General features: G+C 66.8%; 13 protein-coding genes, 1 tRNA gene and 1 pseudogene. 4 read left to right on the forward strand and 11 right to left on the reverse strand.

Annotated features, from left to right (window positions below):
* Positions 1-905: 905 nt before the first annotated feature.
* Positions 906-980, reverse strand: a tRNA-Lys gene (locus tag AC1RJ9_RS19225).
* Positions 981-1,107: 127 nt separating this feature from the next.
* Here AC1RJ9_RS19225 and AC1RJ9_RS19230 point away from each other — a divergent pair.
* A complete protein-coding gene (locus AC1RJ9_RS19230; RefSeq protein ID WP_492839690.1) occupies positions 1,108-1,845 on the forward strand; it encodes a hypothetical protein in 738 nt (245 codons plus the stop codon).
* A 22-nt stretch (positions 1,846-1,867) separates the two neighbouring features.
* Here AC1RJ9_RS19230 and tgt read toward each other — a convergent pair whose 3' ends face one another.
* Positions 1,868-2,986 carry a tRNA guanosine(34) transglycosylase Tgt gene (tgt, locus tag AC1RJ9_RS19235; protein ID WP_492839699.1) on the reverse strand — a complete coding sequence of 373 codons (1,119 nt, stop codon included), beginning with the start codon at positions 2,984-2,986 and terminating at the stop codon, positions 1,868-1,870.
* Complete coding sequence (gene queA, locus AC1RJ9_RS19240; protein WP_492839689.1) at positions 2,983-4,083, reverse strand: tRNA preQ1(34) S-adenosylmethionine ribosyltransferase-isomerase QueA; 1,101 nt, start codon at positions 4,081-4,083, stop codon at positions 2,983-2,985. Before queA ends, tgt begins: the two co-directional genes overlap by 4 nt.
* A 125-nt stretch (positions 4,084-4,208) precedes the next feature.
* On the opposite strand from queA, the gene AC1RJ9_RS19245 reads away from it, so the two are divergent.
* Complete coding sequence (locus tag AC1RJ9_RS19245; protein ID WP_492839688.1) at positions 4,209-5,192, forward strand: endonuclease/exonuclease/phosphatase family protein; 984 nt, start codon at positions 4,209-4,211, stop codon at positions 5,190-5,192.
* Positions 5,193-5,245: 53 nt separating this feature from the next.
* Here the strand turns inward: AC1RJ9_RS19245 and AC1RJ9_RS19250 are convergent, their stop codons facing one another.
* From AC1RJ9_RS19250 to gyrA, 6 genes are all read right to left on the reverse strand, one after another.
* A complete protein-coding gene (locus tag AC1RJ9_RS19250) occupies positions 5,246-5,713 on the reverse strand; it encodes a peptidylprolyl isomerase (protein ID WP_492839687.1) in 468 nt (155 codons plus the stop codon).
* Between the two features lie 93 nt (positions 5,714-5,806).
* On the reverse strand, positions 5,807-6,658 hold the full coding sequence (locus tag AC1RJ9_RS19255) for a peptidylprolyl isomerase (protein ID WP_492839686.1): 852 nt from the start codon (positions 6,656-6,658) through the stop codon (positions 5,807-5,809).
* 1 nt (position 6,659) lies between these two features.
* Entirely contained in the window at positions 6,660-7,490 is an 831-nt protein-coding gene (locus AC1RJ9_RS19260) for a peptidylprolyl isomerase (protein WP_492839685.1), read from the reverse strand.
* Between the two features lie 107 nt (positions 7,491-7,597).
* Positions 7,598-8,248 carry a glutathione S-transferase family protein gene (locus AC1RJ9_RS19265; protein WP_492839684.1) on the reverse strand — a complete coding sequence of 217 codons (651 nt, stop codon included), beginning with the start codon at positions 8,246-8,248 and terminating at the stop codon, positions 7,598-7,600.
* Between the two features lie 81 nt (positions 8,249-8,329).
* Positions 8,330-8,821 carry a pantetheine-phosphate adenylyltransferase gene (gene coaD, locus AC1RJ9_RS19270; RefSeq protein WP_125157476.1) on the reverse strand — a complete coding sequence of 164 codons (492 nt, stop codon included), beginning with the start codon at positions 8,819-8,821 and terminating at the stop codon, positions 8,330-8,332.
* A gap of 30 nt (positions 8,822-8,851) precedes the next feature.
* Positions 8,852-11,611 (reverse strand): DNA gyrase subunit A, encoded by a 2,760-nt coding sequence (gyrA, locus tag AC1RJ9_RS19275; protein ID WP_492839683.1) that lies wholly within the window; start codon positions 11,609-11,611, stop codon positions 8,852-8,854.
* Between the two features lie 124 nt (positions 11,612-11,735).
* Between gyrA and sodC the strand changes: the two genes are divergently transcribed.
* Entirely contained in the window at positions 11,736-12,272 is a 537-nt protein-coding gene (gene sodC, locus AC1RJ9_RS19280) for a superoxide dismutase[Cu-Zn] (protein WP_492839682.1), read from the forward strand.
* A 156-nt stretch (positions 12,273-12,428) separates the two neighbouring features.
* Positions 12,429-12,920, forward strand: a complete 492-nt coding sequence (locus tag AC1RJ9_RS19285) for a hypothetical protein (RefSeq protein ID WP_492839681.1) — start codon at positions 12,429-12,431, stop codon at positions 12,918-12,920.
* Here the strand turns inward: AC1RJ9_RS19285 and AC1RJ9_RS19290 are convergent.
* A pseudogene (locus AC1RJ9_RS19290) lies at positions 12,910-13,856 on the reverse strand (DMT family transporter). The gene AC1RJ9_RS19285 and the pseudogene AC1RJ9_RS19290 sit on opposite strands and share 11 nt — an antisense overlap.
* Positions 13,853-15,115 carry an adenosylmethionine--8-amino-7-oxononanoate transaminase gene (locus tag AC1RJ9_RS19295; RefSeq protein WP_492839680.1) on the reverse strand — a complete coding sequence of 421 codons (1,263 nt, stop codon included), beginning with the start codon at positions 15,113-15,115 and terminating at the stop codon, positions 13,853-13,855. The pseudogene AC1RJ9_RS19290 and the gene AC1RJ9_RS19295 overlap by 4 nt, the downstream one beginning before the upstream one ends.
* Positions 15,116-15,149 lie beyond the last annotated feature (34 nt).

Raw genomic sequence — 15,149 nt, forward strand, 5'->3', positions numbered from 1 at the left:
AACGAAGCGCTTCATCTAAGCCCCCGGAGATTAACCTCCGAGAATCATAGCCTAAATCGACGTTTTCACACAGCCTCGACCCTTAGCTGACGCCATAATGGTCCGCTTCGGGACGGGAAGCTCGGGCCGCAGTTAGTGCCCGCGAATGGCCGCCCGCGACCCATCGCGGTCTAGGGCCGCAGTTCATCAGCCTCGCCCGCCCGATTTCAGTTTAGGCCCGCCGTCTCTGACGACGGGCCCGGCGGACGAATTCAGTCGCAAGTGCCGAACACAGAGTCCTCGGAATAGCCGGACCGCTGCCCGAACGACCTCACAGTCCCGTCGCAATAGTAGCGATCCCATCCCACTTCTACTCGCTCCCCAGTCGAGGGAGAATGCCCCGGTGACGCCTCATATAGATACTCATAGTAGATCGTCTCCCGGTAAAAACGGGGAAGCGCGGTCGAAACCGCGGGGATAGAGGAAATGGCCAGAGCGACTATCAGCGAGGCTCGAACGAAGCGCTTCATACGTAGTCTCCTCAATGGGCGGAAGTGCCCCGCCGGAACCTCACCATAGGTTGTGCGCTTTCGCAAACGCGGGGTTGATCTCTTGCGGTTGAGTCGCTTGCGCTGGCGGCCTACGCGCGATCGGGTGTTCCGAGCTAGGCCGCCACGCCGACAGCGGCTTTCCCCCCCTGCCGAAGTTGGGAAGGTCCGCTAGGTGGCGATGCCGCCGAATGTCCGAATGCTGGAGCGATGCTCCCGGCGATGAACGACCCATAGCGGTCATTTATGCGGGCCGCTTAGGAGCGCGCAGGGTCTTCAAACTGTCGGGAAAAAGCGGTGAGAACGGACCGGGGCGTCAACCCCACACTGTCAAACCTCAAATAAGTCACTGTTTTATTTAGTGAATATTCGAAATTTTGGTAGGCCGGGTGGGGTTCGAACCCACGACCATTCGATTAAAAGTCGAATGCTCTACCACTGAGCTACCGGCCCGCTAACGTCCGGCGGGAGCCGGTTGGAAGCGGCGCGGACCATAGGCGGGGGACTTGCGTGTCGCAAGCATGGTTTCGCCGTTTTTCCGATGGATGACGGCAAAGCTGTGGGCGGGTTAGGGTGAATCATGCGTGGAACCTTGCTTTTGGCGGTCTTTTGCGGCGCGGCGCTGGCGGGAACAGTCCATGCGCGCCAGCGACAAGAGGCTCCGCCGCTGTTGGGCGCTGCTCCCCCGCAGCAGGAAACGCCGGTCGAGCCGACCGACGACGGACGAATCAGGTCGACGTCCGAGGCGAACCGGGAGGGCATCTCCGGCGCCATGAGCGCGCCGCTGCGCGATGTGAACATCGTCCGCACCAAGATCCCGCGCGTGCTGCTGGAGGCGATGGACGATCCCTATCAGCGCCCGGCCCGGGCCGACTGCGTCAGCCTGATCGCCCTCGTCACACCGCTCGACAGCGCCCTGGGCGAGGACATCGACCGCAATCCGCCGGTCGACGGCGAGGATCTGATGGATCGGGGACGCAAGGCGGCCGGCCAGGCGGCGCTGGGCGCGCTCGCCAGCACGGCCCAGGACATGATTCCGATGCGCGGCTGGGTGCGGAAACTGACCGGGGCCGAGCGTCACGACCGCCTGGTCCAGAGCGCCATCACCTCGGGCAATGTCCGCCGGGCCTATCTGAAGGGCCTGGGCGAGGCGCGCGGCTGCAATCCGCCGGCCACGCCGCAGCACAGGCCGCCGGCCGCGCCCGTGGTCGTCGATCCGGGCATGCCGCCGCCGCGCGATCCTTACGGCCCGCTCAAACCCCGCTTCCCGATCGTCAAGGAAGAGGCGCCCACGGTTCCGCAAGGCCCCCGAGACTAGGCTCCAGCGCCGAACCGGGCGGCTAGCCTTCGCTCAGGTGGCGGGCGCGGAAGTCGCGGCGGAACTGTTCGAACCGCCCCTCGGCGATCGCGGCGCGCATGGCCGCCGTCAGCGCCTGGAAGAAGGCGATGTTGTGCCAGGACAGCAGCACCTGGCCCAGGATCTCCTCGGCCTTGAACAGGTGGCGCAGATAGGCCTTCGAATAGTCGCGGCTGGCCGGGCAGTCGCTGTCCGGGTCGAGCGGCGTCTCGTCCTCGGCGAACTTGGCGTTCTTCAGGTTGATGGCGCCGTCCCAGGTCCAGGCCTGGCCGTGGCGGCCCGAGCGTGTCGGTAGCACGCAGTCGAACATGTCGACGCCGCGCGCCACGGCCTCGACCAGGTCGATCGGCTTGCCGACCCCCATCAGGTAGCGCGGACGATCCTGCGGCAACAGGCCCGGGGCGTAGTCCAGCACCTCGCACATCGCCTCATGCCCCTCGCCGACCGCCAGGCCGCCGATGGCGTAGCCGTCGAAGCCGATCTCGCGCAGGCGGTCCGACGACTCGCGGCGCAGGTTTTCGAAGGTCGAGCCCTGCTGGATGCCGAACAGCACCTGGCTGTCGCGCGTCCCGAAGGCGTCCTTAGAGCGCTGGGCCCAGCGGGCGGAGAGCTCCATGCCCGTGCGCGCCCTGGCCTCCTCGGCCGGCCAGGCGACGCATTCGTCCAGCTGCATGACGATGTCGCTGCCCAGCAGGTCGGCCTGGATCTCGATCGAGCGCTCGGGGGTCAGCACGTGCTTGGAGCCGTCGACGTGGCTGGAGAAGGTCACCGCCTCCTCGGTCAGCTTGCTGATCCCCGACAGCGACATGACCTGGAAGCCGCCGCTGTCGGTCAGGATCGGCTTGTCCCAGCGCATGAACTTGTGCAGGCCGCCCAGGCGCGCCACCCGCTCGGCCGAGGGCCGCAGCATCAGATGGTAGGTGTTGCCCAGGATGATGTCGGCGCCGGTGTCCTTGACCTGGTCGACGGTCAGGGCCTTGACGGTCGCGGCGGTGCCCACGGGCATGAAGGCGGGCGTGCGGATGTCGCCGCGCGGCGTCTTGAGAACACCCGTACGCGCCTTGCCGTCGGTGGCGTTGATCTCGAAGGGAAACGCCATCAGCGGGCCTCGTCCTTGAACAGCAGGCTGCCATCCCCGTAGGAATAGAAGCGGTAGCCCGTGGATATGGCGTGTTCGTAGGCCGCGCGCATGGTCGCCTGGCCGGCGAAGGCGCTGACCAGCATGAACAGGGTCGACCTGGGCAGGTGGAAGTTGGTCATCAGCACGTCGGCGGCGCGAAAGCGATATCCCGGCGTGATGAAGATGGCCGTCTCGTCGGCGAACGGCCGCACGATCCCGTCCTCGCCAGTGGCGCTCTCCAGCAGGCGCAGGGACGTCGTGCCGACACAGATGATGCGGCCGCCGGCGGCATGAACGGCGTTCAGTGCGTCGGCGACCTGAGCGCTCACCTCGCCGAACTCGGCGTGCATCTTGTGCTCGGAAACCTCGTCGGTCTTGACCGGCAAGAAGGTCCCCGCGCCCACGTGCAGGGTCACGAAGTGCAGCGAGACGCCTTTTTCCTTCAGCCTTTCAAGCAGGTCGGGCGTGAAGTGCAGGCCAGCGGTCGGGGCGGCCACCGAACCGTCCTCGCGAGCATAGACGGTCTGGTAGTCGGCGCGATCGCGCTCGTCCTCGCCCCGCTTGGCGGCGATGTAAGGCGGCAGCGGCATGTCGCCGTGCTTGGCGATGCCTATATCCAGGTCCGGGCCGGAGATGTCGAAGGCCAGCACGACCTCGCCGCCCTCGTGCTTTTCGGCGACGGTGGCGTCGAGACGATCACCCTCGCAGGCGCGGTCTTCCTGGGAACCGAACGCCACACGGTCGCCGACCTTCAGCCGCTTGCCCGGGCGCATGAAAGCGCTCCAGCGGCTGGGCGAGACACGGCGGTGCAGAGTCGCCTCGACGGCCACGGGCGTGCCGTCGGCGCCGCCGGTCGTCCGGCCTTCGCGCAGGCCGGACAGACGCGCGGGGATCACGCGAGTGTCGTTGAAGACCAGGGCGTCGCCAGGGCGCAGGAAGTCGGGCAATTCGCGGACAATGTGGTCGGCGAGCTCTTCCCCCGGACGGACCACCAGCAGGCGCGCGGCGTCACGCGGCTCGGCCGGACGCAGGGCGATATGGTTCTCGGGCAGGTCGAAATCGAAGTCGGAAAGGCGCATGGGCGGGCTTCAAGCGCACGATGGATCGACAAGGTCAAGACATACGCGATTTCGAACACGGCTTCTTCTACCCTTCCGGCGCGTAGGGCGAGGCATCCATGGCAGAGCCGTGCTATGGGCGACCCATGCGCCTGATCGTTCAGCTTCTCAGCCTTCTCGTCCGCGGCACGGCCTTGATGTTGGGCCTCGTCGGCCTGGGTTTCGCGGGCGCGTGCCTGGGCGGCGCCTGGAGCGATCGGCTGGACGCCTTCACCCATGCCGCCCCGCTGTGGCTGATGATGGGCGTCGGCGCGGTGGTGCTGGGCGGGATCTTCGCGCGCGGCGGCGAGCGCTGGGTGATGCTCGGTCTGGGTGTGGCGACGCTGCTAGCCTGCTCGGTGCTGATGCTGCCCGAGCTGTGGGCTTCGTGGCGCTTCAAGCCGGCGACCCCGGCCGCGAGCGACCTGAAGATCGTGCAGTTCAACATCTGGCACGATAACAAGACGCCCGAAAAGAGCCTCGCCTGGGTCATGGCCCAGGACGCCGACGTCGTGATCGTCGAGGAAGGCGCCGGCGACGCCTGGCCCGCCATCCAGGCGCTGAAGACCGCTTACCCGTTCGCCTCGTGCGACAAGGTCTCCAAGTGCGAGACCTGGATCTTCTCGCGCAAGAAGATGATCGCGCGTGGCGGCATGCCGACGGATCGCCCCTATCTCTCGGGCGCCTGGGCCACCCTGGCCGACGCCAAGGGACCGTTCACGGTCGTGGGCGTCCACTACACATGGCCCGTACCGGCCGGCATCCAGCAGAGCCAGAGCCGCAAGCTGGTCAGGTTCGCCTCCGACTTCGACAAGAAGAGCACGATCATCACGGGGGACTTCAACTCGACACCCTGGTCGTTCACCCTGAAACGTCAGGACAAGGCCCTGGGCCTGCGCCGCTGGACCCGCGCCATGCCCTCGTGGCCGGCCAGCAAGTTCTCGCGGGTCATGGTCGCCCCCGCCCCGTTCCTGCCCATCGATCATGTCTATGCCGGCAGCGATTGGTACGCGGTGAATGTCGAGCGCGGCCCGGCCCTGGGTTCCGACCACCGGCCTATCCTGATCACCCTGCGCCGCGGCCCGAAATAGAAACGGCCCCGGACGGGGTCCGAGGCCGTTTCTTCAGGTTCTGCAAGCGGGCCTTAGGCGTCCGCGGCGATCTTGGCGCTGATGATCTTGCCTGGGGCGCGCGGCGGCTCACCCTTCGGCAGGGCGTCGACATGTTCCATGCCTTCAACCACTTGGCCCCAGACGGTGTATTGCTTGTCCAGGAAGGTGGCGTCGTCGAACACGATGAAGAACTGGCTGTTGGCCGAGTCCGGGTTCGGGGTGCGGGCCATCGAGACCACGCCGCGCACGTGCGGCTCGTCATTGAACTCGGCCTTCAGGTCCGGCTTGTCCGAACCGCCGCGGCCGGTGCCCGACGGATCGCCGCCTTGGGCCATGAAGCCCGGGATCACGCGGTGGAAGACGACGCCGTCATAGAAACCTTCGCGCACCAGCTCCTTGATCCGCGCCACGTGGCCCGGGGCCAGGTCGGGACGAAGCTTGATCGTGACCGGACCGCTCTCGAGGGTCAGGATCAGGGTGTTTTCGAGATCGGCCGACATGGTCTTCCCTTGGATGACAAGTGTTGTGAACGCGCTTCTAGCGCGGTTCACGCCCACCTGTGAACCAAGTTGAGCCCAGAAACCGGTAAGGCCTCAGCGAACCTCGACCGGAAGATCGATGTCGCAGACCGAGAAATCGGCGCCTTTCAGCGCGCGAAGACGTTTGGTCTCGGCGGCGAACCAGGCGCCCTTCGGGTCGATCACCCGCACCTGGGGCCGCTGGCTTTCGGGAATGTCCGACAGCAGACGAACCTTCTGCATCTGGTCCTGCGGGGCCGGAACGGGCTCACCGGTCTTGATGGCGCGCACGGCGTCGAGGCCGCTGATCACGCGGCCGAAGGCGGTGTAGCGCTTATCCAGCGACGGATAGGGCTGGCGCATCAGGAAGAACTGGCTGTTGGCCGAGTTGTTGTCCTCGTCGCGGGCCATGCCGATCACGCCGGGACAGTAGGTTCCCCAGGCCGAGACCTTCTTGTCGGCGGTCATGTCGCTCCAGGTCCAGGCCTGGCTGACGACCGGCAGCGATTTCAGGTAGCCAACCTCCAGGCCCGCCGGCGCGGCCATCGCCACGAATGGCGTCTCGCCGCCGCGGCGGAAGGTGAATTCGGCCTTCAGGTTCGGCTTGTCGGAGCCGCCCTCGCCCGTATTGGTCGGGTCGCCCGTCTGGGCCATGAACTTGTCGATGACCCGGAAGAAGGTGCGGCCGTCATAGACGCCCGCCCGGGTCAGTTCCTGCAGGCGCGCCACGTGGTTCGGAGCGACATCCGGGACCAGTTCGACCAGCACACGCCCTTTGTTGGTGTCGATCACCATAACCGTGTCCGGAGCCGGCATCCGCCAGTCCTGCTCGGAAGGCTTGGCCGAAGCCGAGGGCGTCGCCGCCAGGGCCGGACCGGTGATCGCCGCCAGGCAGAGCCCGGCCAGGAGCGTGCGCGAGAAGATCATGTCACTTAATTTGCACGGGGACGTCGACGTCGCAATTGGTGAAGCTAGGGCCCATCTCGGCCTGGCGCTTGGTCACCAGAGCCTTGAAGGCGGCGCCACGGGTATCCATTACCTGGATCGAAGGACGCTTGTCGGCCGGCAGGTCGGCCAGCATCTTCACGCTGATCATCTTGTCCTGCGGATCCGGCACAGGCTCGCCGGCCTTGATGCTGCGCACGACGTCCAGGCCCGACAGCACCCGACCGAAGGCGGTGTAGGTCTTGTCCAGCGAGGCGTTGGGCTGGCGCATGAAGAAGAACTGGCTGTTGGCGCTGTTGGGATCGCCGGCGCGAGCCATGCCAAGCACGCCCGAGCAGAAGTTCCCCCAGCTGGCCACCTTGCGGTCGGCGGTCATCACGGCCAGGGCCGAGTTCTGGCTGGACACCGGCATCGCGCCGATCCAGCCCAGTTCGCCGCTGCCGACCTTGAAGCCCGCGCCCAGCGGCTGGTCCATGCCGCGGCGGAAGGTGAACTCGGCCGTCAGGTTGGGCAGGTCCGAGCCGCCCTCGCCCGTATTCTTGGGGTCACCCGTCTGGGCCATGAAGTCGCTGATAACCCTGAAGAAGGTCAGGCCGTCATAGAAGCCGCTCTTTACCAGGCCACGCACGCGCTCGACATGGTTGGGCGCGGCGATCGGATCGAGCTCGGCGATGATCCGCCCCTTGTTGGTCTCGACGACGATCACGTTGTTCGGATCAGGCGTGCGCCAGTCGGCGGTCTGGGCCGAGGCCGCCGAAACAGAGGCCGTCGTAGCGACAAGCGCCAGGGCGGCGGCGGTCATGGCGAGCTTCATAGAAATCCCCGAACAGAATAGTCGGGGGTCGGCGTAGAACGCCACGGTCGCCCCGACAAGTGCGGCGACTGTTCAACCGCACGATTCCGGCCGGAACGGGGCGACGACTACGCTTCCGACGCGGCCTTGAAGACCGCCAATTGGTCGTCGAAGGCGCGTTGAAAGGCGGGACGGGCCTCGGCCCGCGCGACATAGGCCAAGAGGCTCGGATAGTCGTTCAGGATCCCGGACGCGCCCAGACGGCGAAGCACCACCACCATCATCAGGTCGCCGGCGCTGAAGTCGCCGTCCAGCCAGTCGGCGTCGCCGAGACGATTGGCGAGCTGGTCCAGACGTGTGCGAACGGCCTGTTCCAGCATCGGTTGGCGCGCCTCGAACCAGGGCTTGTCGCGCTCCAGGATCGTGGCCATGCCGAACTCCACGATCGGCGGTTGCACGGTGCTGGCCGCGGCGAACATCCAGGTCAACGCCCGCGCCCGGGCGTTGGCGTCGTCCGGCAGCAAGCCGGCATGGCGCTCGGCGATGTGGAAGACGATAGCGCCGGATTCGAACAGGACCAGATCGCCGTCCTCATAGGTCGGAATCTGGCCGAAGGGCTGCACCGCCAGATGGTCGGGCGCCTTCATCTGGGGAAAGGTGACCAGGCGGACGTCGTAGGGCTGGCCCACTTCCTCCAGCGCCCAGCGGACCGCCATGTCGCGCGCCAGGCCTCTGCCGCGATCGGGCGATTGCTTGAAGGCGGTGATGGTCGGGCTCATGAGGCGGCCTCCGGGCTGTCGCTGTCCCGAGGAACGAACGGCCGGGCGGCGTTCCGACACCGCCCGGCCGAAAATCGTCGATCAGGCCCTGCCGACCTTGGCCAGCAGTTGCTCGGCCACGCCCGCCGGCACGAACTTGGTGATATCGCCGCCCAGGGCCGCGATCTCCTTGACCAGACGCGAGGCGATCGCCTGGTGGCGCGGGTCGGCCATCAGGAAGACGGTCTCGATCTCGCGATCCAGCTGCTGGTTCATCGCCGTCATCTGGAATTCGTATTCGAAGTCAGCCACGGCCCGCAGGCCGCGCACGATCATCTGAGCATGCACGTCGCGGGCGAAGTGCATCAGCAGGCTCTCGAACGGCCGGACCTCGATCTGGGCGATCTTAGTCAGGTGCGCCGTTTCCTTCTCCAGGATGGCGACCCGCTCATCCAGCGAGAACAGCGGCCCCTTGCCGATGTTCACCGCCACGCCGATCACCAGCTTGTCGACCAGCTTCACGGCCCGACCGATGATGTCGAGGTGACCGTTGGTGACCGGATCGAAGGTCCCCGGATAAAGCCCAACCCGCATGCAGCCCCCTTACTCTAAGGGTTCGAGGGTTTACAGGGTCTCATCCGCCCCGCTGTCCTCGCCCTGGTTGTCGTCTCCGCCGGAATCGGCAAGGCGCTCGACGCTGACGACATGCTCGTCCTGCGCGGTGCGGAAGATGGTTACGCCCTGAGTATTCCGCGCTGCAACACGAATTTGCGAGACCGGCACCCGGATAAGCTGACCCTGGTCGGTCACCAGCAGGATCTGGTCGCTCTCATCGATCGGGAACGAACCCACCAAACGGCCGCCACGCTTGCTGAGATCCTGCGCGGCCAGACCCTGGCCGCCGCGGCCGGTGCGGCGGAAGTCATAGGCGCTGGTGCGCTTGCCGAAGCCTTCCGACGACACGGTCAGCAGGATTTCCTCGGCCGCGCCCAGTTCGGCGATGCGTTCCGGCGTCAGGGAGGCTTCCCCGACCTCGTCCTCGCCGTCCTCGACCGGCGCCGAGGCGTCTTCCCCTTCGTCGCCGTCGGCGGCGCGCAGCATGGCGCGCTGGTGCTTGAGATAGGCGGCGCGTTCGGCGGGTGTGGCGTCGACGCTACGCAGGACGGCCATCGAGATGACGGTGTCGTCGCCGGCCAGCTTAACGCCGCGCACGCCGGTCGAATCGCGGCTGGCGAACACGCGCACCTCGTCGACCGAGAAGCGGATGCAGCGTCCGGCCGCCGTGGTCAGCAGCACGTCCTGGTCGCTGTTGCAGACGGCGACGCCGACGATGCCGTCGCCTTCGTCCAGCTTCATGGCGATCTTGCCGTTGCGGCGGACGTCCACGAAGTCGCTGAGCTTGTTGCGGCGCACGCTGCCCGAACGGGTGGCGAACATCACGTCCAGGCCGCCCCAGGTGGCCTCGTCCTCCGGCAGGGTCAGGATCGAGGTGATCGTCTCGCCCGGTTCGATTGGCAGCAGGTTGACGAACGCCTTGCCGCGCGAGTTGGCGGCGCCTTGCGGCAGGCGCCACACCTTCATCTTGTAGACCTTGCCGCCCGAGGTGAAGAACAGCAGCGGCGCGTGGGTCGAGGCCGAGAACACGCGCGTGACGGCGTCCTCGGTCTTGGTCGCCATACCCGACTTGCCTTTGCCGCCCCGGTGCTGGGTGCGGTAGTTCGCCAGCGGCGTGCGCTTGACGTAGCCGCTCATGGTGACGGTGATGACCATGTCCTCGCGGACGATCAGGTCCTCGTCTTCCATGTCGGCGTCGCCGTCGACGATCTGGCAGCGGCGCGGAATGGCGAACTTCTCGCGGACCTCGACCAGTTCCTCGCGGACCACGGCCATGATGTTGGCGCGGTCGGACAGCAAATCGAGATAGCCGCGGATGGCTTCGGCCAGGGCGGTGGCTTCGTTGCCGATTTCCTCGCGGCCCAGACCCGTCAGGCGCGACAGCGTCAAAGCCAGGATGGCGCGGGCCTGCTCGTCGGTCAGGCGGATCAGGCCGCCATCTTCCTGCAGGGTGCGAGGATCCGCGATCAGCTCGACCAGGGGCAGCATGTCGCCGGCCGGCCACGCCTTGGCCACCAGGCGTTCGCGAGCCTCGGTCGGGTCCTTGGACGAGCGGATGATGTGAATGAACTCGTCGATATTGGCGACGGCGATGGTCAGGCCGACCAGCACGTGGCCACGATCACGGGCCTTGCCCAGTTCGAACTTCGTCCGACGGACGACGACTTCCTCGCGGAAAGTGACGAACAGCTGCAGCAGCTTGTGCAGGCCCATCTGCTCGGGGCGGCCGCGGTTCAGGGCCAGCATGTTGACGCCGAACGAGCTCTGCAGCGCCGTGAAGCGGTACAGCTGGTTCAGGATCACCTCGCCCGAGGCGTCGCGCTTCAGCTCGACCACGATGCGCATCCCGTCGCGGTTCGACTCGTCGCGGATGTCGGCGACGCCCTCGATCCGCTTATCGCGGACCATTTCGGCGATGTACTCGACGAGGTTGGACTTGTTCACCTGATAGGGAATGGCGGTGATGACGATGGCTTCGCGGCCGGCGCGGATCTCTTCCACCGTGGCTAGGCCGCGCATGATGACCGAGCCACGGCCCGTCAGCAGCGCCTGGCGCGGGCCCGCGCGACCGATGATCTCGCCGCCGGTCGGGAAGTCGGGACCAGGCACCAGGTCCAGCAGTTGGTCGGTGGTGACGTCCGGCTCGTCGATCAGCAGCAGGCAGGCGTCGATGATTTCGCCGAGGTTGTGCGGCGGGATGTTGGTCGCCATGCCGACGGCGATGCCGCCCGCGCCATTGACCAGCAGGTTCGGGATCCGCGACGGCAGGACGGTCGGTTCCTGCTCCTTGCCGTCGTAGTTGTCGGCGAAGTCGACCGTGTCCTTGTCCAGGTCGGCCAGCAGCGACATGGCCGGCGGGGCCATGCGGCATTCCGTGTAACGCATGGCGGCGGGCATATCGCCGTCGACCGAACCGAAGTTGCCCTGACCGTCGATCAGCACCAGGCCCATCGAGAAGGACTGGGTCATGCGGACCAGGGTGAAGTAGATCGAGGCGTCGCCGTGCGGGTGATACTTACCCATCACGTCACCGACCACGCGGGCGGACTTGACGTACGGACGGTCCGGAGTCTGACCCTGCTCATGCATCGAGAACAGCACGCGGCGGTGCACGGGCTTTAGACCATCGCGCGCGTCCGGCAGGGCGCGGCTGACAATCACGCTCATCGCATAGTCGAGATACGAACGACGTAGTTCGTCTTCGATGTTGATGGGCGCTACGTCCCCGCCCGAAGCATCAGGGGGGAGAGTTTTTTGATCGTCGCTCAAGGGGATTTTTCGCCGTCAGAATCGGACACGGAACCGTCGAAAACAGTTAGCATTCAGATGGGGAAGGCGCCACCTTTCCGGGCGCTGCATCCCGCCCGTTTGCTTGAATCCGAAGGAAAAACGCATGATCCGCCTCCCCGCCGCGACCACCCTCGCCCTCGCCGCTCTGATCGCCGCTTCGTCCGGCGTCGGCGCCGCTTGGGCCCAGACCGCCGCGACCGCCGTGGTGAAGACCGGTGACGGCAAGGACGCCGGCGTGGTCACGCTGACCGAGGCCCCGCACGGGGTGCTGCTGAAGCTGGAACTGAAGGGCCTGACTCCGGGCTGGCATGCGGTGCACTTCCACGAAAAAGGCGACTGCGGCGCGCCGGACTTCAAGTCGGCCGGCGCTCACGTCCACACGTCCGCCACTACGGTGCACGGCCTGCTGAACCCGGACGCCAACGACAGCGGCGACCTGCCGAACGTCTTCGCCAACGCCGACGGCTCGGCGACGGCCGAGGCCTACTCCCCCCTGGTGTCGCTGAAGGGCGCCGGCGGCCGCCCCGCCTTGCTGGACACCGACGGCTCGTCGATCGTCGTCCACGCCAGCCCGGACGACCACAAGAGCCAACCGATCGGCGGCGCCGGCGCGCGCGCGGCTTGCGGCGTGTTCAAGTAAAGCTGTAGAGCGTGGCAGCCGAAAGTGTGAGCGGTTTCGGCGCCTGCCACGCTCTAAGTACTTGAGATAGAGCCTGTTTATCCGTTTCTGATGCTTCCATCAGAAACGGACAGGCTCTAGGCTTCCGCCACGGTTCTATTCGTGGCGGGAAATCCCATGCGTATCTGGCGGCTGTCGCTTCTCGCCGTTCTGCTGGCCGCGACGGCCGCCTGCCACGACTCCAGGACGTCCAAGGAGGCCAAGCCGGCGGAAAAAGCGGCCGCCGCCACGCCCTCGCCATCGACACAGCTCGTCTCGCTGGCCTGGAGGCCGACGAATGGCGACCAGAACCTCCAGTCCTTCGAGCTTCAACTGACGGGGGCCGAGATCGTTTCGGTCTGCAACAAGCCGCCCGGCTGGATCGTCGAAGGCTCGGGCGACAAGATCAAAGGCTATGCGACGGTCGGCGCGGGCTTCGTCGGCGTCGAGCATCTGGACGACCTCGACGGCCTTTTCCTGATCAAGACCCATGCCGGCGAGACGCTAGGCGTCAGCGGCAAGCTGCTGACGGGTGTCTATGCCGACGACGGCGGCCAGAGCGAGATCGCGGCGACATCGGCGCTCCTGAGGCGCGAACCCGCCGCCGAATGTCCACCCCCTAAGGGCTAGCGCTTTCGACCAGGGCCTCGGCGGCTTTGGCGCGCTTCTCGGTCAGGGCCACCAGGGCCACGCCGACCATGGTCGCGCCGCCGCCGATCAGCAGCTGGGTCGTCAGCTTGTCGCCCAGGAAGAGCACGCCGATCGAGCACGAGACCAACGGCGTCAGCAGGAAGTATGGCGTAACCCGCCCGGCCTCGCGGCGCTGGACCAGCCAGAACAGCAGGGCGCTGGCCCCGATGGTCGAGACCACGCCGGCGAACAGCACGCACAGCCAGGCGATCGGCGGCGCGGTCTGCATCCTTGCGACCTGGTTCGTCTCGAACAGGGCCGACAGGATCAGCAGCACGGGCGCGGCGACCAGCGCCGTCATGCCCTGCAGCTTCAACGGCTTGATCCCCGGCGTCTTGCGCACCAGCACAGTAGCCACGGCCCAGCAGGCGCTGGAGAAAACGATCAGCAGGATCGCCGGCAGGTCTCCCGCCCCGTGCGGATCCAGGCTCATCCACGCCACGCCGATGAACGCCACCGCCAGGCCCGCCACGGCCGGCGGCCGCATGGTCTCGCCCAGCATCCGCCAGGCGAAGATGGCGGTGAACGGGATCCAGAGCTGGCTGGCCACGACCAGCGGACTCAGAGCGTCGGCCATGCTGAAGGCGATATAGATCACGCCGAAATGGATCGGCCCCGTCAGCAGTACGATGGTCAGCAGCTTCCTCGGCTCGGGAAACGGCGGCTTGATGAACGGGAACAGGAAGGCCAGCGCCGAGGCGAACCTCAGCCCCCCCATCAGCATCGGCGGCAGGTAGTGCGTCGCCACCTTGGCGGCGGCGTTGTTGATCCCCCAGGTCAGGATGATCCCCAGGATGGCGAGATATTCCAGACCGGTCAGTGGGGACGACTTGGAGGACATGAGGGGCTTGGACCAGACCAGGCCCTCCGGGTCAATAAACGCCGACCACCTCGTGGATGGCCGAGGTCAACCGCTCGATATCCCCGTCCGGCGTGGTGAAGGCCGGCGTGAGATAGACGACCTTGCCCATCGGCCGGATCCAGACGCCCAGCTCGGCGAAGCGCGCGCAGAGATCACCGACCGCCACGGGCGCATCGAACTCGACGACGCCGATCGCCCCCAGAATCCGGACATCGACGACGCCACGCTTCGCTCGGCAAGGCTCCAGCCCGTCGGCCAAGGCCGTGGAAACCCGCGCCACATTGGCCGCCCAGGTCCCATCCTCGAACAGGTCCAGCGAGGCGTTGGCCGCCGCGCAGGCCAGCGGATTGGCCATGTAGGTCGGGCCGTGCATCAGGGCCGCGCCCGGATCGTCGGACCAGAAGGCTGCGAACACCTTGCGCGACGCCACCGCCGCCGACAGCGGCAAAGTTCCGCCGGTCAGCGCCTTGGAGAGGGTGACGATGTCCGGCTCGATCCCCGCCGCCTGCATGGCGAACAGGGTCCCGGTTCGGCCAAAGCCCGTGAATATCTCGTCGAAGATCAGCAGCACGCCGTGCTTGTCAGCCAGCCGACGCAGGGTCCGCAGCACGTTCGGCGAATGCAGCAACATGCCGCCCGCGCCCTGGACCAACGGCTCGACCAGGATCGCCGCGATCTCGTGGCCACGCCGGGCCAGCAGGGCGTCGAGCGTCGCCTCGCTGGCCGCATCGCGCGGCAGGTCGGCGATCACCTGCTCGGGCATGACGCCGGCGAACAGGCTGTGCATCCCCTCCTCCGGGTCGCAGACCGTCATCGTCGCCAAGGTGTCGCCGTGATAGCCGCCCCGGAAGGCCAGGAACTTGGTGCGACCTCGAACGCCGCGATTGATCTGGAACTGCAGCGCCATCTTCATGGCGATCTCGACCGAGACCGAGCCGCTTTCGGCGAAGAATACGTGGTCCAGCTCGCCCGGCAGCAGCCGGGCCAGCCGCGCCGCTAGCCGATAGGCCGGCTCGTGCGCCAGCCCCCCGAACATCACGTGCGGCATGATCTCGATCTGCGCTCGCAACGCGTCGGCGATGTGCGGGTGGTTGTAGCCGTGGCAGGCCGTCCACCAGGAGGCCAAGCCGTCGACCAGCTCTCGCCCATCGGCCAGCACCAGCCGCGAGCCCCGCGTGGCCACCACCGGCAGCGGCGGTCGCGCCGTCTTCATCTGGCAGTACGGACGCCAGACGTGCGGCGCGCCAGCGGTCAGCCAGGCTGGATCGGACATGACGGTTTCCGTTTGCGGACTCGGGGCGCTCTGC

The organism is Caulobacter sp. GW822-FHT07D08 (assembly GCF_058798735.1).